General features: G+C 74.5%; 23 protein-coding genes and 1 tRNA gene. 7 read left to right on the top strand and 17 right to left on the bottom strand.

What is annotated here, in order from left to right; all coding sequences use genetic code 11:
• Positions 1–33 precede the first annotated feature (33 nt).
• The gene (locus AC07BS_RS30420) at positions 34–1,149 is read right to left on the bottom strand and encodes an amidase domain-containing protein (protein ID WP_478643833.1); all 1,116 of its coding nucleotides are present in this window, start codon (positions 1,147–1,149) and stop codon (positions 34–36) included.
• Positions 1,150–1,390: 241 nt separating this feature from the next.
• Between AC07BS_RS30420 and AC07BS_RS30415 the strand changes: the two genes are divergently transcribed.
• Complete coding sequence (locus AC07BS_RS30415; protein WP_478935104.1) at positions 1,391–1,777, top strand: hypothetical protein; 387 nt, start codon at positions 1,391–1,393, stop codon at positions 1,775–1,777.
• A gap of 130 nt (positions 1,778–1,907) precedes the next feature.
• Here AC07BS_RS30415 and AC07BS_RS30410 read toward each other — a convergent pair whose 3' ends face one another.
• Positions 1,908–2,858, bottom strand: coding sequence for an SGNH/GDSL hydrolase family protein (locus tag AC07BS_RS30410; protein ID WP_478935103.1), 951 nt, complete (start codon positions 2,856–2,858; stop codon positions 1,908–1,910).
• A gap of 178 nt (positions 2,859–3,036) precedes the next feature.
• On the opposite strand from AC07BS_RS30410, the gene AC07BS_RS30405 reads away from it, so the two are divergent.
• Positions 3,037–4,236, top strand: a complete 1,200-nt coding sequence (locus AC07BS_RS30405; RefSeq protein ID WP_478935102.1) for a PucR family transcriptional regulator — start codon at positions 3,037–3,039, stop codon at positions 4,234–4,236.
• A 31-nt stretch (positions 4,237–4,267) separates the two neighbouring features.
• On the opposite strand, the gene AC07BS_RS30400 is transcribed toward AC07BS_RS30405, so the two are convergent.
• The 6 genes from AC07BS_RS30400 to AC07BS_RS30375 all read right to left on the bottom strand — a co-directional run bounded on the left by AC07BS_RS30400 (position 4,268) and on the right by AC07BS_RS30375 (position 11,186).
• On the bottom strand, positions 4,268–4,723 hold the full coding sequence (locus tag AC07BS_RS30400) for an Lrp/AsnC family transcriptional regulator (RefSeq protein WP_478643842.1): 456 nt from the start codon (positions 4,721–4,723) through the stop codon (positions 4,268–4,270).
• A gap of 42 nt (positions 4,724–4,765) precedes the next feature.
• Positions 4,766–6,616 carry a peroxidase family protein gene (locus tag AC07BS_RS30395; RefSeq protein WP_478643844.1) on the bottom strand — a complete coding sequence of 617 codons (1,851 nt, stop codon included), beginning with the start codon at positions 6,614–6,616 and terminating at the stop codon, positions 4,766–4,768.
• Positions 6,617–6,641: 25 nt separating this feature from the next.
• Positions 6,642–8,582, bottom strand: coding sequence for a GMC family oxidoreductase (locus AC07BS_RS30390; RefSeq protein ID WP_478935101.1), 1,941 nt, complete (start codon positions 8,580–8,582; stop codon positions 6,642–6,644).
• Complete coding sequence (locus AC07BS_RS30385; RefSeq protein ID WP_478643847.1) at positions 8,579–9,028, bottom strand: hypothetical protein; 450 nt, start codon at positions 9,026–9,028, stop codon at positions 8,579–8,581. Before AC07BS_RS30385 ends, AC07BS_RS30390 begins: the two co-directional genes overlap by 4 nt.
• Before the next feature lie 140 nt (positions 9,029–9,168).
• Positions 9,169–9,873 (bottom strand): hypothetical protein, encoded by a 705-nt coding sequence (locus tag AC07BS_RS30380; protein ID WP_478935100.1) that lies wholly within the window; start codon positions 9,871–9,873, stop codon positions 9,169–9,171.
• 68 nt (positions 9,874–9,941) lie between these two features.
• The gene (locus AC07BS_RS30375; RefSeq protein WP_478935099.1) at positions 9,942–11,186 is read right to left on the bottom strand and encodes an alpha/beta hydrolase family protein; all 1,245 of its coding nucleotides are present in this window, start codon (positions 11,184–11,186) and stop codon (positions 9,942–9,944) included.
• A 125-nt stretch (positions 11,187–11,311) separates the two neighbouring features.
• Here AC07BS_RS30375 and AC07BS_RS30370 point away from each other — a divergent pair, with 125 nt between their 5' ends.
• Positions 11,312–12,322 (top strand): winged helix-turn-helix domain-containing protein, encoded by a 1,011-nt coding sequence (locus AC07BS_RS30370; RefSeq protein ID WP_478935098.1) that lies wholly within the window; start codon positions 11,312–11,314, stop codon positions 12,320–12,322.
• Here the strand turns inward: AC07BS_RS30370 and AC07BS_RS30365 are convergent.
• From AC07BS_RS30365 to AC07BS_RS30350, 4 genes are all read right to left on the bottom strand, one after another.
• The gene (locus tag AC07BS_RS30365; protein WP_478643854.1) at positions 12,291–12,956 is read right to left on the bottom strand and encodes a hypothetical protein; all 666 of its coding nucleotides are present in this window, start codon (positions 12,954–12,956) and stop codon (positions 12,291–12,293) included. The two genes, AC07BS_RS30370 and AC07BS_RS30365, sit on opposite strands and share 32 nt — an antisense overlap.
• Before the next feature lie 120 nt (positions 12,957–13,076).
• Positions 13,077–14,315: a glycosyltransferase gene (locus AC07BS_RS30360; protein WP_478935097.1), complete on the bottom strand. Its 1,239-nt coding sequence runs from the start codon at positions 14,313–14,315 to the stop codon at positions 13,077–13,079.
• Positions 14,312–15,088 carry a MerR family transcriptional regulator gene (locus AC07BS_RS30355; protein WP_478935096.1) on the bottom strand — a complete coding sequence of 259 codons (777 nt, stop codon included), beginning with the start codon at positions 15,086–15,088 and terminating at the stop codon, positions 14,312–14,314. The genes AC07BS_RS30360 and AC07BS_RS30355 overlap by 4 nt, the downstream gene beginning before the upstream one ends.
• Positions 15,089–15,221: 133 nt before the next feature.
• Positions 15,222–15,294: transfer RNA gene (locus AC07BS_RS30350), tRNA-Ala, on the bottom strand.
• Between the two features lie 223 nt (positions 15,295–15,517).
• On the opposite strand from AC07BS_RS30350, the gene AC07BS_RS30345 reads away from it, so the two are divergent.
• Both AC07BS_RS30345 and AC07BS_RS30340 read left to right on the top strand, forming a co-directional pair.
• The gene (locus AC07BS_RS30345; protein WP_478643862.1) at positions 15,518–15,928 is read left to right on the top strand and encodes a hypothetical protein; all 411 of its coding nucleotides are present in this window, start codon (positions 15,518–15,520) and stop codon (positions 15,926–15,928) included.
• Positions 15,929–16,070: 142 nt separating this feature from the next.
• Positions 16,071–16,349: a DUF1540 domain-containing protein gene (locus AC07BS_RS30340; protein WP_478644187.1), complete on the top strand. Its 279-nt coding sequence runs from the start codon at positions 16,071–16,073 to the stop codon at positions 16,347–16,349.
• A gap of 22 nt (positions 16,350–16,371) precedes the next feature.
• Here AC07BS_RS30340 and AC07BS_RS30335 read toward each other — a convergent pair whose 3' ends face one another.
• Complete coding sequence (locus AC07BS_RS30335; protein WP_478935095.1) at positions 16,372–17,469, bottom strand: alpha/beta hydrolase; 1,098 nt, start codon at positions 17,467–17,469, stop codon at positions 16,372–16,374.
• Positions 17,470–17,742: 273 nt separating this feature from the next.
• Between AC07BS_RS30335 and AC07BS_RS30330 the strand changes: the two genes are divergently transcribed.
• A complete protein-coding gene (locus AC07BS_RS30330; RefSeq protein WP_478643866.1) occupies positions 17,743–18,081 on the top strand; it encodes a hypothetical protein in 339 nt (112 codons plus the stop codon).
• Between the two features lie 59 nt (positions 18,082–18,140).
• Here the strand turns inward: AC07BS_RS30330 and AC07BS_RS30325 are convergent, their stop codons facing one another.
• From AC07BS_RS30325 to AC07BS_RS30315, 3 genes are all read right to left on the bottom strand, one after another.
• A complete protein-coding gene (locus tag AC07BS_RS30325; protein WP_478643867.1) occupies positions 18,141–18,818 on the bottom strand; it encodes an AIM24 family protein in 678 nt (225 codons plus the stop codon).
• Between the two features lie 75 nt (positions 18,819–18,893).
• Positions 18,894–21,323 (bottom strand): SpoIIE family protein phosphatase, encoded by a 2,430-nt coding sequence (locus tag AC07BS_RS30320; protein WP_478643868.1) that lies wholly within the window; start codon positions 21,321–21,323, stop codon positions 18,894–18,896.
• A 93-nt stretch (positions 21,324–21,416) separates the two neighbouring features.
• Entirely contained in the window at positions 21,417–22,019 is a 603-nt protein-coding gene (locus AC07BS_RS30315) for a helix-turn-helix domain-containing protein (RefSeq protein ID WP_478643869.1), read from the bottom strand.
• Positions 22,020–22,113: 94 nt separating this feature from the next.
• On the opposite strand from AC07BS_RS30315, the gene AC07BS_RS30310 reads away from it, so the two are divergent.
• On the top strand, positions 22,114–22,947 hold the full coding sequence (locus tag AC07BS_RS30310; protein WP_478643871.1) for a class I SAM-dependent methyltransferase: 834 nt from the start codon (positions 22,114–22,116) through the stop codon (positions 22,945–22,947).
• 28 nt (positions 22,948–22,975) lie between these two features.
• Here AC07BS_RS30310 and AC07BS_RS30305 read toward each other — a convergent pair whose 3' ends face one another.
• Positions 22,976–23,875: a phytoene/squalene synthase family protein gene (locus AC07BS_RS30305; protein WP_478643872.1), complete on the bottom strand. Its 900-nt coding sequence runs from the start codon at positions 23,873–23,875 to the stop codon at positions 22,976–22,978.
• Positions 23,876–24,035: the final 160 nt, after the last annotated feature.

The following is a 24,035-nucleotide window of genomic DNA, read 5'->3' as shown; positions in this document are numbered from 1 at the left end:
GGCGCCGTGCGACGGCGCCCCCGGGGGCACCGGTCAGGTGCGGTACGCGTAGTAGTTCGCGTCCGGGTAGGAGGCGATGATGCTCGCCACCGACTTCCGGAAGGTGTTGGTGGAGTGGTACGTCAGGTACGGCACACCCATCCGGCTGCGGTAGGTCGTGATCATGGAGTGGTCCTTCGAGCCGTCACGGTCGAAGTCCATCTGCAGGATGTCGCCCACCTCGAGCTGGTAGACGTTCGAGAGCATGGTGACGCGCTTGGAGTTCTGCGCGTACCAGGACCATTCGTTGGCGCCCACCCAGGAGTCGGACTGACCCTTGGCGTCGTAGTACCACTTGCGGTAGTCCGAGGCCGTGCCCGCCTCGTTCTTCCAGCCACCGGCCTTGAGGGCCTGGCTGATGAAGTTGGTGCAGTCGCCGCCGGCCGCGTTGAACTGCCGGTAGTCGGGGTTGTAGAAGCGCCAGTACTTCTCCGCGTAGGCCGCCATGGCCGCGTAGTCGTACCCGGAGGACGTCTGCCGCTTCGGCACCGCGCGGGCGGGCCACGAGGTGGAGGCGCGCGCGGCGCTCGGCGTGGTGCCGGCGCTGACGGACGGCTTGGCGACCGGCGCGTTGACGGCGCGGAGACCGTTGTCCGTGGAGCGGATGCCGGTGAGCTCCCACTTGCCGCCCTTGCCGGCGGTGAAGCTGAGCTCGTGGCGGGCCTTGAAGCCCGTCGTCGACGGCTCGTCGCCCTTGACGCGCTTGTAGGTGAAGGTGGTGGTCTCGGTGACCTCCACCGTCGCGCGGCCCTTCTTGACCTTGGTGCTGTCGACGGCGACCTTGGTCTCCGCGGCCGAGTAGGCCTCGCCCAGCTTGGCGAGGACCTTCTTGCGCGTACGCAGCGAGGAGACCGCGGTCTCCTCGTCGCGCTCGGCGTCCGACGACATGCGGACGTTCTTGCCCGGCCGCGGCCCGGCTATTCGGTCCGCCGCGCGCTGATCGTCCACCAGGGCCGCCGTCCGCTCGGACAGCACCGTCTGCGCGATGCGGCCGAAGGAGTCCACGGTCCCGTCGTCCACGCTGTTGGGCTGTGCGGCCCCGGCCGACCAGGAAGGCAGCAGAGCCGCCGAGGCGGCCACCGCCAGACCCACCCCTACGGCGGATCTCACTATCGCTTTTCTCACGAAGGATTCCCTTTCACCCCGGCCCCCTCGCGGGCCAGGGAAACGGAATCCTCGCACACCGATCCGCATCTGTGGACACATTCTCGGAATGTGCGTCCGAGACCTGGTCAGATGTGCTCACAGCATGACCACAGCACATCAACTGACGGTGGATCGGCGGCAACCGGAGCGTGTTCACCGCCCCCGTCGAAGCCCTTGTCCGAGGGGCCGGTTAGGCTCCCCGGCCATGAGTCACCCCATGTACCCGGCACCGCCGGGCACTCCCCCCGCGCCCCCGGCCGCGCCCGCGCAGCGGGCGACGGGCCGCCGACGGCGCTTCCGGGTCCCGAAGCCCGACTTCGACGCCCTGTTCACGAACAAGGGTCTGCTGGTCGGCCTGCTGCTGCTCCCGTTCCTGGTCGTGGTCGCCTTCCTGGCGCAGTTCGTGGAACTCCTCTACTACGCGGGCCTGCTGGTCTACGGGATCGTGATGAGCCCGTACTGGTGCGTGCGCGCGCTGTGGCGCGCCCTGGCGCCGGCGGCCACGCCCGAGGAGCTGAACCGCCGCGCCGAACACGCGAAACCGTCCGAACCACCCTGGGTTGCCTCGGTGTGCTCGTCCTGGTCGTCGTAGTGATCCTGGGCATCATGGCCTGGATCGGAATGAAGATGGACAAGTAGCCCACATCGGGCCGAATATCACCATGGCATGACCCCCGCCCCGCCCGGCGGTGCCGGGCGGGGCGGGGAGAACGGCAAAAGCGTCAGGAGGCGAGGGTGGTGAGCACCGCCTGCGCCATGGCGCGTTCACCCGTCGCGTTCGGGTGGAGCGGGAGGGCGGGCGAGAGCGGCAGGAGCCCCTCGACCCACGGACTGGCCGAACAGGCGTCGTGCCCCCTGGTCGCGCCGAGCGTGTCGACGAAGGCGGCGCCGCCCGCGGCGGCCGCGCCCGAGACCTTGTCGTTGACGAGCCCGAGGACCGAGCGCAGATAGGTCAGGTCGCCGGTGGTGATGGGCAGCTTCCCCAGGCACTTCCTCGCGTCGTCGGGCAGCACCGATGGATACCCGACGACCAGCACCCTGGCGTTCGGCGCCTTGGCGCGCAGGCGCTGGAGCGACCCGGTGAGCTCCCGCGCCGCCGCGTCCAGCCGTTTGGTGAGCGTGTCCTTGTAGAAGTCGCGGCACGGCGCCCCGAGGGGGTTGGTCAGGGCCAGCGCGGAACAGGTGGCGACGACGTCGACGAACCCCAGGTCCGAGGTGCCGACGTTGTTGCCGCCGACGGTGACGGTGACGAGTCCGGTGTCCGGGGTGACGGCGTCGAGCTGGGGGCCGTTGACGACGATCCCGGCGTCGGTCTGGGCCGTGGTGAGCGCGCCCACCTTCGCGGCGGCGCAGGTCCGGTCGGTGTACGCGGCCGGGGCGAGGGCCGCGGCGACGACGTGGCCGTAGTTGCGGTCGGAGCGCAGGCAGAGCCCGCCCGACAGCGCGGGGATGCCCGCTCCGGCGGCGTACGAGTCGCCGAGCGCCACATAACGCCCGGAGGTTCCGGCGGCGTGCGACGGGCCGGCCGCGGCGGCGGGGGCGGTCACGGCGCCGAGCGCGGCGGCCACCAGGGCGCCGCACGTCAGCGCTGCCCGCAGCCGGCGGGGGGTCCCGGCCGTCGTGCCGCGCGGGGTGTTCGCGGTGTCCGCGGTGGTGGGGACGGTTCTGGGCACGGCATCTCCTGAGGGGGCGGTGGAGGGATCGGATGTCGAAACCGGCCGGTAACGTTGCCGGTATCGTCGTCGTCCCCCGCCCCGGGAACCATGTGCGGGCGCACAAGACCTCGCGGGCCCCGGTTGTCCGTCCGCACAACCGGAGTGCGCGGGGGTTCCCCCCGGTAACCTGCCTCCCATGAGCCGCGCCCCCGCCCCGCCCGCCGAAATCGCCCCGGTGGCGGCCGTATTGCTGGGGCGCGTGGGCGACCTGGCCGCCCGTATGGCGCGCCGCGTCCGGGCCGAGGTGACGTATTACGGCGCCGGCGGGCCCGTGTCGTTCGACGAGCTGAGCGCCTCGTGCCGGCGCAACGCGGAGCTCGTCTTCGGTCAGCTCGCCGACGGTTGTGGCGCCGACATGTCCCCGGCCCGGGAGACCGGCCGGGCGCGGGCCCTCCAGGGCGCTCCCCTGGCGGACCTGCTGCACGCCTACCGGGTCGGGTCCGAGCTGCTGTGGTCCGAGCTCGTCGCCGAGGCCCGCGCCACGGCGGGCGTCACCACCGACACCTTCGTGGCCCTGGCCGCGTGGTGGATGAACGAGGGCCTCGCGTCGGCGGCCGGCGAGGCGTACCGCGAGACGGCGTCCGAGCTGCTGCTGCGGCGCGAGCGCGAGCGTTCCGTCCTGGTGGAGGCGCTGTTCACGGGGCTGCTCACGGACAACACCACGCTCTGGGAGGCGGCCGGGGTCCTCGGCCTGCCCACCGAGGGGCCGTACGTCGTGGTGGCGGCCCGGGTGCCGGCGCCGGGCCGGGAGGCGCTGCCCGGCGTCGAGGCCCGGCTGCTGGCCGAGCGGGCGCGGTCGGCCTGGCGTCTGCTGCCCGACCTCCAGGTCGGGGTGGTCACCGCGCACGGCCCGGGCGGGGAGGAGGCGGTGCTGCGGGTGCTGGGCCGCTTCCCGGGCGCCCGGGCCGGGGTCAGCCCGTCCTACTCCACGCTGCGCGGGACCCCCCGGGCGCTGCGGCTGGCCCGGCTGGCGCTGGCGGGGCTGCGCGGGGAGGAGGCGGGGGTCTCCCGGTTCGACGACAGCCCGGTCGCCCTGCTGGTGGCGGCGGCCCCGGACGAGGCCGGCCGGATCGCGCGGGCGGTCTTCGCGCGCGTTCTGGACCTGCCGGCCGACGAGCGGGCGCGGCTGCTCCGGACGCTGGAGCGCTGGTACGCGGCGGGCGGGTCGGCGGCAGCTGCGGCCGAGCTGCTGTACTGCCACCGCAACACCGTGCGCTACCGGCTGCGCCGCCTGGAGGAGCTGACGGGCCGCTCCCTGACGGACCCCCGCGCGGTCGCCGATCTCGCGGTGGCGCTGCGGGCGCTGACGCTGCTGCCGCCACCCGAACGTCCCTGACCCGCACGCCGCCGACGGAGGCGGGCGGGGGTCAGCGGCCGACCGGCAGGCCCCTCGGCTCCTTGATCCGCTTCATGATGATCTGCGAGTTGACCTCGGTGATGCCCGAGAGCGTGGTGAGCCGCTCGATCCACAGCCGCTCGTAGGCGGTGATGTCGGCGACCGCGATGCGCAGCAGGCAGCCGGGGCTGCCGAAGAGGCGGTAGGCCTCGATCACGTCGGGGATCTCCTGGAGCGCGGCCTCGAACGCCTCCACCGCCTCCCGGTCGCGCCGGACCTCGACGGAGACGAGGACCTCGAAGCCGCGCCCGACGGCCTCGGGGTCGATGACCGCCCGGTAGCCCTGGATGACGCCGTCCTGCTCCAGCTGGCGGACCCGGCGCATACAGGGGGAGGCGGTCAGACCGACGCGCTGGGCCAGCTCCTGGATGGTCAGCCGGCCGTCCTCCTGGAGTTCGCGCAGGATATGTCTGTCGATCCGGTCCATGGCGCGATTATCCACCACGATCCAGCTACGGGAGTGGCCGGATCAGGCCGCCCGCGTCGCGGTGTTCCACGGGGCGAACGCGTTGGCGACGCCCGCCAGGGCCGTGCGCAGCTCCGGGTGGTGCCGCAGCAGGACGGTGAGCATGGTGGTGTCGTCGATCCAGGCCATGCCGGCCGTGGAGTACACCTCGGGGGTGTAGTACTCGGTGAAGAAGCGGTCGCTGTTGAGCCGGCGGGACGCCATGAGGATGAAGATGCGGAACGCCGTGTCGCTGAAGGCGAATCCGGCGGGCAGCCGCTCGGCCTGGAGTCCGACCGTCAGGTCGACCTTCTCGATGTCGCCGCCGTAGACGCGCTCGATCTCCTCGGCCCACCGGGGGTCGGCCGCCAGGTCCGCGAAGGTCCGGGCGGGTTCGAGCCGCAGCAGCCGCCGGAACGCGTTGTAGCGGGGCACGCCCAGCTCCCGGCTGCGCAGGATGTCGGTCGCCCCGAGGTCCTGGAGGTTGCCGTCCGGGCGCTCGTACTCCTGGAGGAACCGGGGGAAGTTGTGGAGGACGACCAGCCCGGGCGGGAGCGTGCCGAAGCTGTAGAGCAGGTCGGCGGCGTCGGTGGTCTGGAGCACCTGGAGCGCCTTGGGCCCGGCGATCTCACGGAAGGTGCAGGTGCGCAGGGTGGAGTCGTCGGCGGCGGAGCGCAGATGCCAGTCGTCGCGGATGAGCGGGTGCATCCGGTAGACCGCGACGAACTCCTCGGTGAGGGAGTACGGGACGCCGTAGTGGTCCGTCGCGCCGCCCGGGATGCCGCTGACGACCTCGCTGTCGCTGATCCGCCCGAAGAGGCCGTGGACGCGTTCGCCCGCGACGCCCCACCAGTTGGCCCGCAGCGCCTTGACGGTGGTGGGGTGGCTGATGACGGCGGGGGTCCACTCCGTGGTGTGGATCTTGGCGAGCAGCGCGGCGTTGACGAGCCGGGCGCGCTGGAAGAGCTCCTCGTCGTCCCAGGACGGGTACACGGCGTGGAGGTGCTCGCAGATGGCGTTGTGCTCGCGGGTGAACAGGTCGTGCATCATCGCCAGGCCCAGCCAGAAGCCGGGGATGCCCGACGGGTCCGGGGGCGGGCCGGAGGGGGGTTCGGGCCGCTCGTCGTCCCAGAGGTGCAGCCTGCCGAAGGATCCGGTGCGCCGCCAGCGCTGTTCGGCGGCGTCGGCGCCGTAGATCTGGGAGGCGTCCCACCAGTGGGAGTTGACGTTGACGCGGGTGTCGGGGGTGCCGGCGGGCGCGCGGGGGTCGCGGGTCGGGTCGTCCGGGGTGCGCATGATGCGCATGGGGCGTTCCGGCCAGGGGTCGTCGGGCCGGAGGGGGACCTCCCACGGCCGGTCCGTGGGGCTCGTGCCGTGGCTGAACCAGTCGCGGATCATGAACTGGAGCCAGGCGGCCACGAGGGAGTTGACGGATGTGGCCGGGGTCAGCTCGTGCCGGGTGAGCAGGGCCCGGCTGACCTCGCGCGGGCTGGGGTCGGCCAGCACGTCGGCGGGTGCGGCCGGGGCGATGCGGTCCAGCGGGATGTTGCGGCCGAAGCGGGTGCCCGCCATCCCCATGCGGGGCGCGCCGAGGTCGTTGTGGCTGCCGTCGGCGGTGCGCGTGACCCGCTGGCGCGCGGCCGGCGGCTCGGGTTCGGGGAGGTCGGTCGCGGGCAGGCCGGTGGTGTCGTGGAGGTTCTTCTGGCGCAGCTTCACCCGGAGCCCGAGGAGGGTCAGCAGCCCGGCGACGACCGGCAGCCTGTCCCAGCCGATCCGCCGGTCGAGGAAGGCGGCCAGCCGGGTGGCGATCCGCCACGGCAGGCCGGTGCGGTAGCCGGAGCCGGAGCGCCGGCACGTACGGCGTCGCGTGGTCATGGTGTCCTCCTTGGGCGGCCCTGCTTCAGGCGGCGGGTGGTGGGGAGGTCGTGCGGGGCGCGGTGCGGGCCGCGTCGGCGAGGATGACGTCGCTCGCCTTCTCGCTGATCATGTAGACCGGTGTGACGATGAAGAAGCCGGGGATGCGGGGGAAGACGGAGGCGTCCACGATCCGCAGGCCGGGCACGCCGCGCACTCGGAACCGGCTGTCGACGACGGCCGCCGGGTCGTCGGCCCGGCCCATCCGGCAGGTGCAGGAGGCGTGGTGGCCCCACGCCTCGTCCCGGACGAAGCGGCGGACGTCCTCGCGGTCGCGCACCTGGGGCCCCGGCCACAGCTCCCGCACGATCACCGAGTCGGCCCGCCGGTTCATCCGGCGGACGAACTCCACGGCGTCGGCCATCGCCTCCAGGTCCCGGCCCTCGGCGTCCGTGCCCTCGGTGAAGTAGTGGAAGTCGATCAGGGGCGTGTCCCTGGGGTCGGCGGACCGCAGCCGCACCGTGCCGCCGGTGTTGCGCGTACGGGCCTTGAGCACGGCCCAGGTGAAGCGGTCCCGGTGGCGGGTCAGGTCGCGCGCGTAGCCGGGCCGGTAGCCGCGGAAGTCGAAGGGCCCGCCGAAGATGAACAGGTCCGGCGCGTCGAGGTCCGGGCGGGAGGCGCGGGTGATGCCGACGACCGCGCCGTTGGTGGTGTACAGGCCCTCGCCGTGCTGCCAGGCGCGGTAGCAGCGGTCCGGTTCCACCCCGGGCCGGGGCGGATGGAAGTCGCAGTCCTTGACCACGGGGAACTCACGGTCCATCTCGCTGACCACGCCCACCTCGTAGCGGTCCTGGAGGTTGGCGCCGACGCCCGGCAGCGCGGCGCGGACGGGGATGCCGTGCAGCCGCAGCTCGTCGGGCGGTCCGATGCCGGAGAGCATCAGCAGCTGGGGGGTGTTGAAGGAACCGGCCGCCAGGATCACCTCGCGGGCGGCGAACACGCGGCGGACCGGCCGCTCCCCGGCCGCGGCCGTGCAGCCCGGGTCGGCCCGGTAGGCGTGCGGGTGCTCCAGGCAGTCGACGCCGACGGCCCTCCCGGCGTCGTCGAGGACGACCCGGGTCACCAGGGTGTCCGTACGGACCACGAGGTGGTCGGGGTGGCGCTCCATGACCGCCCGGACGCGCTCGCGGGCGGCGCTGCGCCGGCCGTGCGCGGTGGACAGCGGGATCCGCCAGAGTCCTTGCAGGGCCTGCGTCTGCACCCGCCAGTCGTTGGGGTCGGCGAAGGAGTCCAGCCCCTCGCGGGGGGACAGCGGCCGGCCGAGGAAGTCCTCCAGCGTCTCCTCCGCGGCCGAGAGGATGACCTTCAGCAGCTGCTTGTCCTGGACGATCAGGTGGGGGTCGGCGAGCGCGGTGGTGAGCCAGCCGTCGAACCCGTGCCGCCCGTCGTTGCGGTACGCCGCGCCGACGACCGGCAGCAGTCTCAGCAGGGCCGCCAGCAGGGCGTGGCGGGGCGGTGTGCGGGGCCCGTCCCGGTAGGTGCAGCGCTCCAGCCGCTCGAAGTAGCGGCGCATGGCCGAGCTGCGCCAGGAGGAGTCGCCGGTCTCCTCGGCGATGGCGTCCCAGTCGCGGTTGTACGGGTAGACGGTGATCAGCGCGTGGTGGGCGGTGCAGCCGCCGAGCGTGCCGGCGCGCGGGTAGAGGATGCCGGCGTCGGGCACCACCTTGCTGTCGCGCTGGTGCTGCTGTTCGTCGGCGTAGTGGCGCACGAAGTAGTCCCAGCGCTGGGCGGGGTCCTCGGACGCGTCGGCGTGGAAGGCGGGCACCGCGTAGGCGTCGTTGTCCTCGGCGCCGCCCGCGTCGAGCAGCAGCACGCGGTGGCCGGCCGTCGCCAGGTTGGCCGCGAGCGGTCCGCCGCCCGCGCCGGCGCCCACGACGACGTAGTCGAAGCCGGTCTCGGCGGTGGGCGGACGCGTCCCCGCGGTCACGGCGCCTTCCTCCACCGGCAGCGGCAACGCCGGCCGGAGGGGGCGACCGTGGCGGAGGCGCCGGGGACACGGTCGACCGAGGTGGCGGCCAGGACCGTGTTGGTGGCGGAGATGAGCGTGGTCAGGACGGCCGTCCGGGGCCGCACCCGGCCGCCGAGGCCGAGCAGCGCCGCCGTGGCGGTGTCGCTGGCGTGCACGAGGACGCCCTCGCGCAGGTCCTCGCGCAGCCGATCGCCCTCGTGCGTCAGCAGGTCCACGCCGAGCAGAATCGTCCGGACACCGAAGAGCCGGAACGCGTAGACGGCCGCCGGGCCGGGTCGCCGGCCGGGTTCGAAGCGCCGGATCAGCAGGGACGGCGCGAGGAGGCCGGCGAAACCGTTGAAGAGCCGGATCGCCGCCAGCGCGTGGACGGCGGCGGGGCGGCGGGCGGCACGGTGATGGGCCATGGTGTCTCCCTGAGGACGCGGTGGCGTCGGGCCCGACGGGCACCGGGCGCATCCCTGGTCGGGGCAGAAGGGCCGCTCGCCTCCACGCTAGGGGAACGGTCCGGCCGCCGCACCCCGGGGCGTCACCCACCGCCGAAGCCTCAGGAGTCGTTCCGCGCGCCGGGCACGGCGGCGCTCGCGAGTACCGCGTCGACGACGTCCCGGCCGACCTGGCCGGCGGGCTGGGAGACGCCCAGGAGGAAGCCGGAGCGGCTCGCGTCGACCGCGACGAGGGTGAGGCGGAGATGGGCGGGCCGGCCTTCGCGGTCGTCGACGGCGAGGGCCACCGTGTGGGCGGGCCGGCCGCTCACGGCCGTCTCCCGGGACTCCTCCAGCCTCGTGTGCCCGTCGGGGAAGAAGAACTCGGCGTTCGACCGGGCGGCCCGTTCCGTCTGCCGCTTCAGATCGGCTCGCGGCACGGCCCGCGCGGGGCCGGTGAGGACCATGGCCCCGCCCTTGTCGCCGTCGTCCCCCGAGGACGTGGCGCCCGCGTCGCGCTTCGTGGAGATCATGGAGGTGAAGCCCTGGATCAGCCCTCCGCCGTCGCGGCGCTCCCAGCCCTCGGGTACGGCGTAGGAGAGCCCGGCCCGGTCGTCCATGGCCCTCGGCCGGCCCGCCAGCGGGGAGCCGTCCCCGTCGCCGGTCGCCCACCACACGGCCGCGCCGGCGGCCAGCGTCACGAGGAGCGCCGCCCCGACGACGGCCACGGTCCGGCGGCGGGCGCGGGGCCTCGGGGGCGCCGGCGGGGGCGGACAGGCCGGAACCGGCGGGTACGGGGGCGGGCTGACGGGGTGTGGCGTGCTCATGACGCCATTCTTCCCTCCCCGCCAGGCCCCCGGCCTGAGCGTTCGTACTCAGGACGGCTACTCAGATCTCAGCGGACCGGAAGGTGCCGGGCGAAGAAGGACAGCACGTGTCCACGCACCCGGTGCACCGCCCGCTCGGGGGCGCCGCCCACCAGCGCCAGCTGCCCCTCACGGGTCATCAGCCCGGCGGCCCGCAACCGCGGCGCGATGGCCGCGTAGTCGGTCAGCGCCCAGTGCGCGGCGTCGTCGATCCGCAGCCGGCGGGCGCGCCCGTGCGAGCGGGCGAGCACGGCGGACCAGGAGCGGTCGATGTCCCCGTCGTGGAAGCCGTCGGTGCCCAGCAGGAGCAGCGGCCGGTCCGTCCCGTGCCGGGCCACCGGGAACAACTCGCCCTCCTGGCCCGGCCCCTGCGGCGGATGGTTCAGGAATCCCTCCAAATTGACGGCGGCGCCGACGCGCCGGTCCTCGTACAGTGTCTGGGCCGCGGTGGTGCCGCCGGCGGAGTGGCCGTAGACGCCCGTCCGGCGCGGGTCCAGCGCGCGGGCGAGGCCCTCGGGCAGGGGGCGACCCTCCGCGTCCGGGTTCCGCCCGGCGGCGAGGCCGGCCAGCCGGTCGAGGACGAACCGCACGTCCGCGACGCGCGTGGCGACGAGGGTGCGGAAGAGCCGCGGGTCCTTGCGCGGATCGTCCCTGAGCACGGTGTGCCGGACGCGGTCCCGGCCCGGCGCCGGGAAGGGGAACTCGACCTCGGACGCGTCGCCGGGGTGGTCGACCGTCACCACCACGTAGCCGTGGGCGGCCAGTTCCTCGGCGAGCGCGGTACCGGTCGCGCGTGGGTCGCCGCCGCCCGGGCTGTAGAGCAGCACGGGCCGGCGGCCGGGCAGCGCCGGGGCCCCGGTGCGGGCGTGCGTCGCGATGCCCGCCCAGTCCACGCCCGTCCGGGGCAGCTCCCGGTGCCACAGGGGGTCGATCATCTCCGCGGCGGCGCCGGGGGACATCCACGGCGCGTACGGCCGGCCGGGGCCGGCCGGCGCCGGGTGGCGCGCCGGATAGAACACCGTGGCCATCACCTCCCGGAACGGGATCGCGGGCTCCAGCGGGTCGCGCCGGGAGCGGTCGACGAGATGCAGCGTGGTCGTGCCGAGCGGGTACGGGCCCGTGGGCGCGGGCAGCCGCGGGACCACCCCCGCCGGCCGGGCCCGCTCGGCGGCGGCCCCCCGGCCGCCCGTGAACAGCACCGCGGCCGCCGCGGCGGCGGCCGCGGTGACGGTCCGCCGGCTCACGTCGGCCGGCCCCCGGGACATGACGGTCATGATGTTCTCTCCTTCACCTGTGGCATCGGTCCTCGTGCCGTATGGCATGCTGGCGCGCCGGGGGGAGCGGGGGCGAAGGTTGCGGTCCTGCCCGAAACGATGGCACCGACCCGCCGGGGAGCGTAGTGATCCGTATCCGTCTCACGGCCGCCGACGTCGCCCGGGTGCGCATCGCGCCCCGGCCGGCTCCGCTGCAGGAGCTCAACGCGGCGCTGATGATGCTGTGCGGCCGCGAGGACGAGCTGCTCTTCGGGCGCTGGCGGAGGCGTCTGTTCCGGTCACTGCCCGGTGCCGCCGAGCCGATGGCGGACCTGGTCCCCGGGCCGGCGGCCCCCGCCTTCCTGGACGTGTTCGAGGACGGTCTGACGGAGGGTCTGGAGGCGGCCCGGGCCACGCCGCCCGCCCTCGTCCGCGCGGAGATCGAGCGCGTGTACGCCGGCAGCGGCGTCCCGGCCCCGGCGTGGGTCCGCGCCCTGCACCGCGGCGACGCCGCCTCGTGGCAGGTCCTGGAGCGGGCGCGGCGGGCGGCGTTCGAGACGGTCCTGGCGCCTGTGTGGCCGCTGGTGCAGGACCTCCACCGGGCGGAGTTCGGCCGCCACGCGCTGGCCGTGGCCGAGCACGGCCTCGCCGGCGCGCTCGCCGGCCTGGTCCCCGGGTCCCGGCTGCGCGGTGACGTCTGGGAGCTGGACGCGCCGGGCGAGCGGGAGTTCCGCGCGGACGGCCGGGGGGTGGTGCTCGTGCCCACCTTCCACTGGACCGGCCGTCCCGTCGTCGCGCGGCCGCCGGGGGGCCCGCTCCACCTCACCTACCCGGCGGGTCCCGGGCTGCCCCTGTCGCCGGGGACGGCGCCCGGTTCGTACGAGGCCCTGGCCGCGGTGCTCGGCCGGACCCGGTACGAGGCTCTGCTGGTGCTCGCCGAGGAGCACACCACCAGTGACCTGGCGCGCCGGCTGGGCATTGGCGCCGCCACCGCCTCCGCCCATGCCGCCGCGCTGCGCGGCGCCGGCCTGATCACCACGGTGCGCGCGGGGCGGGCGGTCCTCCACCGCCGCACCGCCCTGGGGGCCCTGCTGGCCGGGCCGGGCGACGGATGGCGGCCGGGGGTCAGCGGCGCGGGGCGTCCATCAGGTCGGTGACGAACTTCCGCATCCGTCCCGCCCGGACGGGGAGCACCCCGTGGACGAGCTGCGCGCCATAGGCGATCGCCACGCCGGGCGGCGCTTCGGTGATCCACCGGGTGCGCGCCGCGGCGCGCAGCCAGTCCGGTTCGGCGGCGTGCCGGGCCACGGCCTGATGGGGCAGCATCCGGGTCAGCGCCGTCCCGGGGGCGTACCCCTCCGCCTCGCCGACGACGGTGCCGCTCCAGACCGAGGGGCCGGAGGTCGTGTCGACGTAGAACTGGCCGCCGGCCGCCGGACGGTCGAGGACCACGCCGATCCGGCCGACCCGCCGGGGTGCGAGCTCCGGGTCGGGGATGCCGTCGATGTGGGCGGGCACCTCCTGGCCCGCCGTCAGCTCCGTGTACGCCCAGGGCGCGTCGGCGGCGGCCGAGGGCAGCACCCGTCGCAGTACCGGCAGGGCGCGGGCCGTGGCCACGCGCAGGATCTCCTGGGCCTGGGCCGGGGCCGCCACCACGTCCGCCGGGTGGGTGGGCCGCCACCCGGTGACCGCGTGCTCGGCGTCCATGATCTTGCGCAGCCGGTCCAGGTCGTCCGGGGTCAGGAAGTCCTCGACGGTCTGCAGTGCCAGGGTCTCGCTCAGGCTGATCACGCCGGCTCCTCTCGCGGGCGTCGGGACGGTTCGGGGCCACCCGCAGTGTCGTGCGTGCCGGGCGCCGCGTCGAGGCGACAACCGGACGCGCGGGGACGCCCCGCGGTGCCCACGCGTCCGTCACGCCATGCGCTCCACCCGCCGGGCCACCTCCCCGGCGCCGTCCTCGGCCGCCATCGCGGCGGCGGCGCGTCCGGCCCGCTCACGGTGGACGGGATCCTCGACGGCCCGCCGGACGGCGTCAGCCAGGCGCTCGGCGGTCAGCGCGGCGAACGGCACGGGGGCGGTCGCCGCGCCGAGGGCGGCGACGCGCCCGGCCCAGAACGGCTGGTCGGCCATGACCGGGACCGGGACGGCCGGCACACCGGCCCTCAGCGCCGCGGCCGTGGTGCCCGCGCCGGCGTGATGGACCACGGCGGCCGTGCGGGGCATGAGCAGCGCGTGCGGCAGATCGCCGACGGTCAGCACGTCGTCGCCGGCCGCCTCCAGGCCGGCGTGGCCCGTCTGCAGCACCCCGCGTACGCCGGCCCGGCGCAGCGCTTCGACGGCGAGTGCGCTCAGGCGCTCCCCCTCGCCCGCCGCCATGCTGCCGAAGCCGATGAGGACCGGGGGCGGGCCGGCGCTCAGGAAGTCCTCGACCTCGTCCGGCAGGCGCTGCCCGGGATCCGTGTGGGGCCACCAGGCGCCGACGACGTCCAGCCCTTCGCGCCAGTCGGCCGGGCGGGGCAGGAGGACGGGGCTGAAGCCGTGGAGGACCGGCCAGGCCGCGCGTTCCCGCCGTCGGCGCTCCTCGCGCGCGGAGCGGGCGGGCAGCTCCAGCCGGGCGCGCAGGTCCCCTACGGCGGTGGCGTGCACGCGGTCGACGACGCGCAGCGCCAGCCGCCCGGCGGCGCGGTTGCCCCACCGGCCGAGCGACCGGGTCGCGCCGACCACGGGCGGGAACTCCCCGGTGGGGACCACGGGCTGCAGGTAGGCGCCCAGGACGGGGATGTCCAGGGCCTCGGCGACGTGCCAGCCCAGCGGGGCCGTGGTGGTGGAGAGCACCAGCAGCTCGGCACGGTGCGCGACGGCCGCGTCGGCCAGCCCCCGGCCGAGGTCGCGGACGAAGGCCGACGCCGCGCGGACGAGGGCGGCCGTGCCGTCGCGCTTCCCGGCGGGAGCGCCGCCGGCGGCCGGGGGCCGGCCCCGGGGGTCGGCGGGCAGGCCGTGGAAGTCCAGGCCGCTGCCGGCGACGAGGCCGGCGAGGGACTCGGGGGCTGCGACGGCGACCTGGTGGCCGGCCTCGCGCAGACGGACGCCGACCCCCGTGTACGGGGCGACGTCACCGCGGGAGCCGGCCGTCATGACGAGGATCCTCATCGGTTCCGGGCTCCTTCGGCGTTGGCGTGGACGGCGGCCCGGAGGAAGGCGGCCAGTCCGGGGCGCTGTTCGGACGGGGGGACGACGAGCGCGAAGGCGCGGGCGTCCTCGACGTAGTCGTCGGCGATGCGGCAGTGCATCTCGGGCGGGCAGGGGGTGAACCAGCGGCCGATGTGGTCCCGGTGCTCCTCGGCGAGCGCCATGGCGCGTTCCCCGCCGGGGGCCTCGTCCTCCTCGTACGCGGCGATCAGCCGGGCCCGCCAGGCGGCGGCCTCCGTCATGATCTGCCGCCAGTCCTCCTTGGTGTGGGCGGCGGCCCGGGCCATCGAGCGCCGGTGGCCCTCGCTGTGGCCCCACTTGAGGTGGGCGTCCGTCGCGTAGCTGAGGTCGAAGGCGACCTCGCCGAAGACCTCGAACCGCTCCTCGGGGCTCAGCTGGACGCCGGTGCGCCGCACCTCCATGGCGCGTTCGGCGACCTCGACCAGCCGGGTCAGCTTCGCGATCCGCGCCTTGAGCAGCAGGTGCCGCTCGCGCAGGTGCTCGAGGGCGTTGGCGTCGGGATCGGCCATGATGGCGGCGATCTCGTCCAGCGGGAATCCCAGCTCCCGGTAGAAGAGGATCTGCTGGAGGCGTGCCAGGTCCGCGTCGTTGTAGAGCCGGTAGCCCGCGGGGCTGCGCTCGCCGGGGCAGAGCAGCCCCGCCTTGTCGTAGTGGTGGAGGGTGCGCACCGTGACGCCGGCGAAGCCCGACACCTGCCCGACCGAGTAGTTCATACGACCGCCTTTCGTTCCGGATCAGCGTGCGGCCTGACGTAGGGAGAGGGTCAAGCGGCGGCGAGCGGGACGGTGGAAAAGCGGAGAACGCAAAGGAAGAGGCCGCCGTTTCCGGCGACCTCTTCCTTTTCTGTGGAGCTAAGGAGAATTGAACTCCTGACCTCCTGCATGCCATGCAGGCGCTCTACCAACTGAGCTATAGCCCCTTGTCCGCTTGCCCCCGGGGTTTTCCTCGCGGTCTCCCTGGCGACACGGAGAACATTACACGGATCTCCCACCCCTCCGCCAAATCGGCCCCGCGTCCCCCGGGGCGTCCCCTGTTGCCCCGCACGGGTGACAGGCCGGATCGTCGCCCGAGGGCTGGGCATGCACTGGGATGCCCCCCTGACCGACGCCCCGAGCGGGCCCGAACGGATCGAGGACGAGCCCATGGAACATGTCCCCACCCGCGCCCCGGCGCCGAGGCGCCGGTTCCCGCGCACGACCGCCTGCGCGCTGGCCCTGGCCGCGCTGATCGGCGCCGTCGCGCCCGCCGCGTCCGCCGGCGGGCGGACCTGCGCCGACCGCACCTGCCTCACGGTCGACGGGACGGCCCTCTACGTGGCGCGGGTGACGGCCACCACTCCCCCGGGCTCGCAGTTCTTCGGCCACTTCCACCTGCACGGCGGCGGCCTGGAGGGCGACAGCTCGATCAAGCACTGGCACGAGCGGTCCCGGTACTCGCTCGCGCTGGGCCGCACCGTGCCCGACCGCACGAAGATCTGCGCCGAGGGGTGGGAGCACCTCGACGACGGCAGCAAGGTGCCGCGCGGGCGCAGCTGTGTGGAGATCCGGGCCTGAGGCGGCCGCCGCGCGCCCCGGCCCGTCCCGGCCCGTCCCGGCTTCCGGGTGAACGGACGCGACCGGCGGTGTCACCGCGCGTCCGCGGAGGAAGGCATCGCTCGACGGGTGGGACCGCCGCACCGAGGAGAGCGCCGTGGAGATGCCCCAGGTGGCCGTGTGCCAGGTCGCCGACTGCGCGTACAACGACGACAGCACCTGTCACGCCCTGGCCATCACGGTCGGGGACGGGACGCACGCGCGGTGCGACACCTTCTTCACCTTCCCGGCCAAGGGCGGCGACGCCTCGGCCGTGGGCCGGGTGGGGGCGTGCAAGGTGTCCGGCTGCCTCCACAACGTGGGGCTCGAGTGCCAGGCGCCGGGGATCACCGTGGCCGCGCTCCAGGACGCCGCCGACTGCCTCACCTACACGATGCGCTGAGGAGGCGTCGATCCGGGCGACGTCAGGAGGAGGGCGTCGGTCCCTGCATCTGGTCGCTGATCCACTTCATGGGGTCCTCCATGTTCCTGAGGTACGTGGCACCGTTGTGGGTGCCGCCCGGTATCTCCCAGAGCTTGGTGTGGACGGGGCCCTTGCCGTAGGTGGTCATGAACTTCTTCACGTCGGAGATCATCTTGGTGTTCTCCTTCGTGCCGTGCTGGAAGGCTATGTAGACCTCGGGTCCCTTGCGGGCGATGAGGTCCTTGGCCAGCACCTCGGGGTTGTTCTCCGCCTTCTCCTTCTCGTGGCCCCGCCACAGCGGCGAGTCGGGCACGATGTCGGGGCCGTTGGCGATCGCGGTCTTGAACTTGTCGGGGTGCTTCAGCACGGACTTCAGGCTCGCGAAGCCACCGGTGGAGGAGCCCATGTAGCTCCAGCCGTCACGGGACTTGATCGTGCGGAAGTTGGCCTTCATCAGGTTCGGGACGTCCTCGGTCAGCCAGGTGCCCATCTTCGGCTGGTCGGGGATGTCGCTGGCGTCCCAGTAGATGCCGTTGGTGTCGGGCCCGGGGTTGAGGATCGGCATGGCCAGCAGGAACGGCTTGCTCTTCCCCTCCTGGTACCACTTGGAGACGCTCTTCTCCAGCGACAGCTTGTCCGGGCCGAACTCGCCCACCGACCAGTAGTTGCCGTCGTGGCCGGGCCCGCCGGGCAGGGCGATCATGACGGGGAAGCCGCTGGAGGCGAGCTTCGGGTCCTCGGTGTACTCCTTGGGCGCCCAGACCCACACCTTGCCCTTGAAGCCGGACTTCGGCCCGTCCAGCGTGACGACGCTGACCTTGGTGCCGTCGCTCAGCGTCTTGACGTTCTTGAAATCGGCCTTGGGGCCGGTGGGCAGCAGTGTCCCGGAGTTCGCGGCGGTGCCGTTCTGGGCGTCGGACCGGTCGTAGCTCACGGGGTCGCCCTTGTCCGTGAAGGGTGGGATCTCGTAGTAGCTCATCACCGGCCACGCGATCAGCCCGAGCACGGCGGCGGACGCCCCGACGAGGACCCATCGTCGGGCCCGGGAGGCGCGGCGGCGGCCCCGGGAGGTATAGGCCCCGGTGGTTGAATTCGTCATCGTGTTGCTCCGGCTGCTGCTGCCCCACGAGGGACAGGACGGTCACTTCCGTCCTTGCTGATGGACGATTCACGACCCCGGGTTCCCGATTTTTCCCGCCATCGGACCTTTGCAACGAAACCATCATATGACTGATGGGGAACTGATCAGGAGGCCATCACCTGATCAGGCGGCGCCGCCCGGAATCCGCCGCGGGACCGGCCGCCCGCAGGTCTACTGAAGCGGCCCCTCCGCACATCAGGGTGCGGACCGGAGAAGAACAGGCGGACATCCGTGAAGAAGGTCGCAGTCGCCCTCGCCGCTCTCGCCCTCGCCCTCACCTCGGGCGGCCCCGCCACCGCGCGGCCGGACGGTGTCGACACCCACTGCGGCAGGTATCTCTGCGTCATGACGGCCCATCACAACCGTTTCGTCCAGGACATCACGGTGCGCACCAAGGACGGTCTGCCCGGCACCCTGCGCTCCTACTGGGGCAGCTTCCGCTCCCCCGAGGTCCAGGCGGCCTCCTACCGCTGGGAGGTGGGCTTCGAGCAGCGCAACGCCAAGCTCGTCTGCGCCGGCCTGAGGCGCGACCACCGCTCCATCGAGGACGGCGTCTGCGTCAGCGTCTGACGCGTGCGGCCACCGCTCGTCCCGGCCGGGGGCTCCCCAGCCGGGACGAGCGGGGCGGGTCAGCCGTTCTGCTGCTTCTGCGGCTTCGCCTCGCTGGGGCGGACGATCACGAAGCCCTGGCCCTCCAGCTTCAGCTGGACGGCCTCGCCCGAGCCGCCGCGGATCATCGAGCCCAGGCTCTGGGAGCGGTGCAGGGACGTGTGGAGGCTGGCCGACCAGCCGACGATCGCGTCGGTGTCGACGTACACCGGGGACTGCGGCGAGACCGGGATGACGATGGGGTTGCCCTCGCAGATCACGCCGAGCTTGCCGTGGCCGGAGAAGACGCTGTTGAACAGGCCGCCGCCGGTCATGCCCGCGCCCTTGACCGTCTGGATCTCGTAGGACAGCGTCGGGTCGAAGCACAGGACGTTGCGGCCGTTGACGGTCAGGCTCTCGCCGGGGGTTATCTCGACGATGAAGCAGTTGGCCGCCTCGTGCGCGAACCACACCTCGCCCCGGCCGCGCACGGCCATCAGCGCCAGGCCCTCGCCGGTCACGGCGCGCTTGAGGAAATTCCCCACGCCCTGGCCCTGCCGCTCGAAGCGGAGGTCGCCGCGGTAGGCGACCATCGAGCCCTGACGGGCGTAGCACTCACCGTCGACGGCGTAGACGATGGACTTGGCGTTGTGGACGGACATGCCGGGGGTCGTGGCCGGCTTGGCCATGTTCTCGTGGGCGAAGAGGTCGCTGTGCATGACGTGCATGATCACTCGAAACCCGGCAATCCGGCAATGCCGCCCCTTGGCCACGGCCGGAACCCGGCCGCCGGGTCACGGCAGCCGCTGCTCGGTCCAGACCGTCTTGCCCTCGCGCCCGTGCCGGGTGCCCCAGCGCTCGCTGAGCTGGGCCACCAGGTAGAGGCCGCGGCCGCCCTCGTCGGTGGTGCGGGCCCGGCGCAGGTGCGGGGAGGTGTTGCTGGTGTCGGAGACCTCGCAGATGAGGGAGGGGCCGAGGATCAGCCGGAGGGTGACCGGCCCGCCGGCGTAGCGGTAGGCGTTGGTGACCAGCTCGCTGACGATGATCTCGGTGCTGAAGGCCAGCTCCTCCAGGCCCCAGTCGCCGAGCTGCCCGGTCATGAGGGTGCGGGCCCGGGAGGCGGCCCGCGGGTCGGCCGGCAGCGTCCAGGTGGCCACCCGCTCGTCCTGGAAGACCCGGGTGCGGGCCAGCAGGAGGGCGACGTCGTCGGCGGGCCGCTCGGGCAGCAGGGCCGCCACGACGGCCTTGGCCGTCTCGTCCAGCGGGCGGGCCGGTTCCGCGGAGAGCTCCTTGGAGAGGCGGGCGAGCATCTCGTCGACGTCCCGGCCCGGAAGATGGATCAGGCCGTTGGTGAAGAGGGCGAGCACGCTGCCCTCCTCGACCTCGAACTCGGCCGCCTCGAAGGGCAGCCCGCCCAGCCCCAGGGGCGGCCCCGCGGGCAGCTCGGGGAAGCCCACCCGCCCGCCGGAGGTCACCACGGCGGGCGGCGGGTGGCCCGCGCGGGCCATGACGCAGCAGCGGGAGACCGGGTCGTAGACGGCGTACAGGCAGCTGGCGCCGGTCACCTGGTCCATGGGGAAGTCGCCGGTACCGTCCTCCTGTTCGGCGGCGAGCCGATGCACCAGGTCGTCGAGGTGCGAGAGGACCTCGTCGGGTTCGAGGTCGAGCTCGGCCAGGGTGTGGACGGCGGTGCGCAGCCTGCCCATGGTGGCCGCGGCGTCGATGCCGTGCCCGAGGACGTCGCCGACGACGAGGGCGACGCGGGCCCCGGACAGCGGGATGACGTCGAACCAGTCGCCGCCGACGCCCTCCGCGGCGCCCGCCGGGATGTACTGGTGGGCGACCTCGGCGGCCGGCAGCTCGGGCAGCCCGGCCGGCAGCAGGCGGCGCTGGAGGGTGAGCGCGGCCTGGTGCTGGCGGGTGTAGCGGCGGGCGTTGTCGATGCAGACGGCGGCGCGGGCGGCGAACTCGCCGGCGAGGGTGAGGTCGTCGGCCTCGAACGGTTCGGGGGTGCGGGAGCGCCACAGGGTGACCAGGCCCAGGACGAGCCCACGGGCGGCCAGGGGCAGCATCAGGACGGAGTGGACGCCCGCGCTCTGGGCGAGGGCGGCCCGGTCGTGCGCCACCGCGGCCAGGTCCTCGGGGGTGCGCAGGGACGGGACGAGGAGGGGGGTCTGGTCCGCCAGGCAGGTCGCCTGGGGGGAACCCGGCGGGAAGTGGAGGACCGTGCCCTGCGTCCCGAGGACGTCCGCACCGCACCGGACGGCGGACCGCACGGCCGCTCTGCGGAGGGCGCCGGGGCCGTCGGAGGTGGGCTCCTCGCCGCGGCTCACGGGCTCCAGGAGGTCGACGGTGGCGCAGTCGGCGAGCTCGGGGACGACGACCTCGGCGAGCTCGCGGGTGGTGGCGGCCACGTCGAGGGTGGTCCCGAGGCGGGCGCCGGCCTCGTTGAGGAGCGCCAGCCGCAGCCGGGCCCGGTGGCGTTCGGTGACGTCCTCGACCAGCTGGGTGACGCCGAGGATGCCGCCCGCCGAGTCCTCCAGGCGGAAGGCGGAGACCGACACGTACCGGGCGCGGGAGGGATCGGAACGCAGCCGGCACGGCTGCTCGGTGAAGATCATCGGGTCGCCGGTCTCCAGGACCCGCCGGAGTCGGCGCTCGACGGTCTCGGCGTCCTGGGCGACGAGGAAGTCGCCGGTGCGCCGGCCCCTGGTCTGCTCGGCCGTGACGCCGCCGATGCGGGCGATGGCGCGGTTGACGCGCAGGATGTTCAGGTCGGGATCGTGGACGGCCAGGCCGATGGGCGACCGCCGGAACAGCCCGTCCAGCACCGAGCGGTCCGTCTCCCACTGGACGACGTCCGCGGCCGGGGCGCCCACCAGGAACCATTCGCGCCCGGAGTCCCCGCGCGTGACGCCGCGGGCGCGCACGCCCAGGTCGAGGCGGTGGCCGTCGCGGTGGACGACGGGGATCACGCCGAACCGGCCGGCGGCCCGCGGGCCGGCCGCCGCGGCCCGGGCCACCCCTTCCCGGTCGCCCGGGGCGACCAGGACGTCGAGCGCGGGCCGGCCGAGGACGTCGCCCGCCCGGTGACCCAGCAGCGCCTCGGCGCCGTGGCTCCAGCCCACCACCGTGCCGTGGTCGTCGACCACGGCCGAGGCGGCGTGCGCGACCGAGAACGGGTCCTCCGGGCTCTCGGGGAAGAGCGTCATCGGATCGTCCATCGCGCCGGCCCTCCTTCCGCCGGACCCCTCGGACAGAACGCCCTCGCGCGGCGTTCTTCTTCCACAGTGAGGGGTGGGCGACCCCGGCGCCTGTCAGTCGTCCCCCGCCTCGGCGACCGGCTTCGCGACCGGCCTGGCCACGGGCTTGGCGCGGACGTGCATCCGCTCGCCCTGCGGGCCGAAGAGGCTGAGGACCTCGACGGGCGCCTCGCCGGTGCTGCCGAACCAGTGCGGCAGCCGGGTGTCGAACTCGGCGGCCTCGCCGGACCCGAGCACGAGGTCGCGGTCCGCCAGCACCAGCCGCAGCCTGCCGCTGAGCACGTACAGCCATTCGTAGCCCTCGTGGGTCCGTGGCTCGGGGGTGCTGCGGGTGGTGTCGATGACCATCTTGAACGCCTGCGGCCCGCCGCGCTGGCGGGTCAGCGGCACGATGGTGCAGTCGTTCCGCTCGACGGGTCTCAGGCGGATCCGCGGGTCGCCCACGGGCGGGGCGCCGACCAGGTCGTCGAGCGGCACCTGGTGGGCGTGCGCGATCGGCAGCAGCAGTTCCAGGCCCGGCTTGCGCAGCCCGGACTCCAGCCGGGAGAGCGTGCTGACGGAGATGCCGGTGGCCTCCGAGAGCTCCGCGAGGGTGCAGCCGCGCTGCCGGCGGATACGGCGGAGCCGCGGCCCCACCTCGGCGAGTACGTCGTCCATGGCCTTATTGCAGAAACGGCAACAAGGTTTGTCAACCGGCGGCGACCGCGCGCAGGGTCGGGGCAGACACGCGGACGACCCGAGGGAGCACACGATGAACGACTTCGACTGGGCGGCGATGGCCGATCTGCTGGAGCTGGAGGGCGAGACGCACAGCCCGTACGTGCGGCAGGCCGTCGAGGAGCTGGACGGCCTGGCCCCGCGCCGGATCCTGGACGTCGGCAGCGGCCCCGGGGTGGCGGCCTGCCGGCTGGCGGCCGCCTTCCCCGGGGCCGAGGTGACCGCGGTGGACGGCTCCCCCGAGCTGCTGGCCCGGGCCGCCGAGCGGGCCGACCGGCTCGGGGTCCGGCTGCGGACCCGGGTGGCGGAGTTCCCGGCGGGGCTGTCCGGGCTGGGCACCGCCGACCTGGTGTGGACCGGGCAGGTGGTGCACCACGTGGGCGACCAGCAGGGGGCGCTGGACGCGCTGGCGGGGCTGCTGGCGCCCGGCGGGGTGCTGGCCGTCGTCGAGGGCGGGCTGCCGGTGCGCCGGCTGCCGCGCGACCTGGGCTTCGGCCGGCCCGGCCTGGAGTCCCGCCTGGACGTGGCGATGGCCGAGCGCTTCGCCCGGATGCGCGCCGAGCTCCCCGGATCGGTGGCGGTGGTCGAGGACTGGCCGGGCATGCTGCGGGCCGCCGGGCTCGGCGAGGCGCGGAGCAGGACGTTCCTGGTGGACCACCCCGCGCCGCTCGCCGACGGGCCCCGCCGCTCGGTGCGGCAGAACCTGGAGCGTCAGCGCGGGGTGCTGGACGGGCTCCTGGACGCCGAGGACCTCGCGACGCTGGACCGTCTCCTCGACCCGGCCGACCCGGCGGGCGTCGACCGCCGCCCGGACCTCTTCCTCCTGACGGCCAAGACCGTCCACTTCGGCGTCCGTTCCCACGCCTGACACCCGGCGCCGCGGCCCGGGCGCGCCGTCATCGCAGGGCGCGGACCAGTGTCCTGAGGAGGACGGGCAGGGGCGGGCGCGCCGATCCGCGCAGCACGCCGGTGCCCAGGGCGAGGGCCGCGTCGGCGGTGCGCACCTCCAGGGTGATCACGGCGCGGACGAAGGCCCGGTGGGCGGGCGGCGCGAGCCCGGGCAGGCGGCGGCTGGCCAGCAGGTCGCGGCGGGCCTGCCCGAGGAGCTCGCGGACCAGGCCGCGCGTCGCGGGGGTGTCCCGGCCCGCTTCGAGGTCGGCGCGGGTGACGCCGTGCCGGGCCATCGCCTCCTGCGGGAGGGCGAGCCGGCCGTCCCGCAGGTCGTCGGCGAGGTCGTTGACGAAGTCGAGGCGCTGACTGCCGTCGATGTAGGCGCGGCAGGCCTCCCGCGCGGCGCCGGGGTCGGCGTCGGGCGCCAGGAGGAGGCAGGCGATGAGCATGAACGCGGGCAGCGAGTACGCGTCGACGTAGGCCTGGTAGTCGGCCTCTCCGGCGAACCCGGTGAAGTCGCGGTCCACGGGGGCGCCGGCGAGGAACTCCTCGACGTGCGCGCGGAGCCGGGGGTGGGCGGCGACGGTACGCAGCAGCGGACGCAGCACGGGGTGGGCGCTCGCGCCGGAGTCCAGGGCCGTGCGGACCTCCTTCTCCCATGTCGCACAGGTGTCGTCACCCGCCGCTCCGGCGGCGTCCGGCCGGTCGAGGAGCGTGTCGGTGTGGTGCATGAAGGCGGTGGCGGCGATGACGTGCGGGACGAGCGCCGGGGGCAGCAGGAGGCGTACGGCGAGGTAGGACTGGCGCCGGTAGGACGCGACCAGGGCGCGCTGCCGGGTGTAGTCGGCGCGCAGGGAGGGCTCGGTGATGCCCGCGGCGGTGAGCGTGCTGCGCCAGGTGCGCATGGGGTGGGACTCCCTCGGACGAACGGTGGACCTGTGCGAGCCTAGGCCCTCCCCGGACGCGCGACGGCCGGGGGGGGGGGGGGGGGGGGGGGGGGGGGGGGGGGGGGGGGGGGGGGGGGGGGGGGGGGGGGGGGGGGGGGGGGGGGGGGGGGGGGGGGGG

It is taken from the genome of Streptomyces sp. NPDC044063 (assembly GCF_056434285.1).
Note: the sequence above shows the minus strand (reverse complement) of the source record. Positions and strands in the feature narration are given on the sequence as shown.

Coding starts and splice junctions, on each gene's coding strand:
- AC07BS_RS30360 (WP_478935097.1), bottom strand. CDS start 14,315: ATGAGGATCCTCGTCATGACGGCCGGCTCCCGCGGTGACGTCGCCCCG.
- AC07BS_RS30310 (WP_478643871.1), top strand. CDS start 22,114: ATGAACGACTTCGACTGGGCGGCGATGGCCGATCTGCTGGAGCTGGAG.
- AC07BS_RS30405 (WP_478935102.1), top strand. CDS start 3,037: ATGAGCCGCGCCCCCGCCCCGCCCGCCGAAATCGCCCCGGTGGCGGCC.
- AC07BS_RS30305 (WP_478643872.1), bottom strand. CDS start 23,875: ATGCGCACCTGGCGCAGCACGCTCACCGCCGCGGGCATCACCGAGCCC.
- AC07BS_RS30320 (WP_478643868.1), bottom strand. CDS start 21,323: ATGGACGATCCGATGACGCTCTTCCCCGAGAGCCCGGAGGACCCGTTC.
- AC07BS_RS30385 (WP_478643847.1), bottom strand. CDS start 9,028: ATGGCCCATCACCGTGCCGCCCGCCGCCCCGCCGCCGTCCACGCGCTG.
- AC07BS_RS30315 (WP_478643869.1), bottom strand. CDS start 22,019: ATGGACGACGTACTCGCCGAGGTGGGGCCGCGGCTCCGCCGTATCCGC.
- AC07BS_RS30415 (WP_478935104.1), top strand. CDS start 1,391: ATGAGTCACCCCATGTACCCGGCACCGCCGGGCACTCCCCCCGCGCCC.
- AC07BS_RS30335 (WP_478935095.1), bottom strand. CDS start 17,469: ATGACGAATTCAACCACCGGGGCCTATACCTCCCGGGGCCGCCGCCGC.
- AC07BS_RS30375 (WP_478935099.1), bottom strand. CDS start 11,186: ATGACCGTCATGTCCCGGGGGCCGGCCGACGTGAGCCGGCGGACCGTC.
- AC07BS_RS30355 (WP_478935096.1), bottom strand. CDS start 15,088: ATGAACTACTCGGTCGGGCAGGTGTCGGGCTTCGCCGGCGTCACGGTG.
- AC07BS_RS30340 (WP_478644187.1), top strand. CDS start 16,071: ATGCCCCAGGTGGCCGTGTGCCAGGTCGCCGACTGCGCGTACAACGAC.
- AC07BS_RS30400 (WP_478643842.1), bottom strand. CDS start 4,723: ATGGACCGGATCGACAGACATATCCTGCGCGAACTCCAGGAGGACGGC.
- AC07BS_RS30325 (WP_478643867.1), bottom strand. CDS start 18,818: ATGCACAGCGACCTCTTCGCCCACGAGAACATGGCCAAGCCGGCCACG.
- AC07BS_RS30345 (WP_478643862.1), top strand. CDS start 15,518: ATGGAACATGTCCCCACCCGCGCCCCGGCGCCGAGGCGCCGGTTCCCG.
- AC07BS_RS30380 (WP_478935100.1), bottom strand. CDS start 9,873: ATGAGCACGCCACACCCCGTCAGCCCGCCCCCGTACCCGCCGGTTCCG.
- AC07BS_RS30395 (WP_478643844.1), bottom strand. CDS start 6,616: ATGACCACGCGACGCCGTACGTGCCGGCGCTCCGGCTCCGGCTACCGC.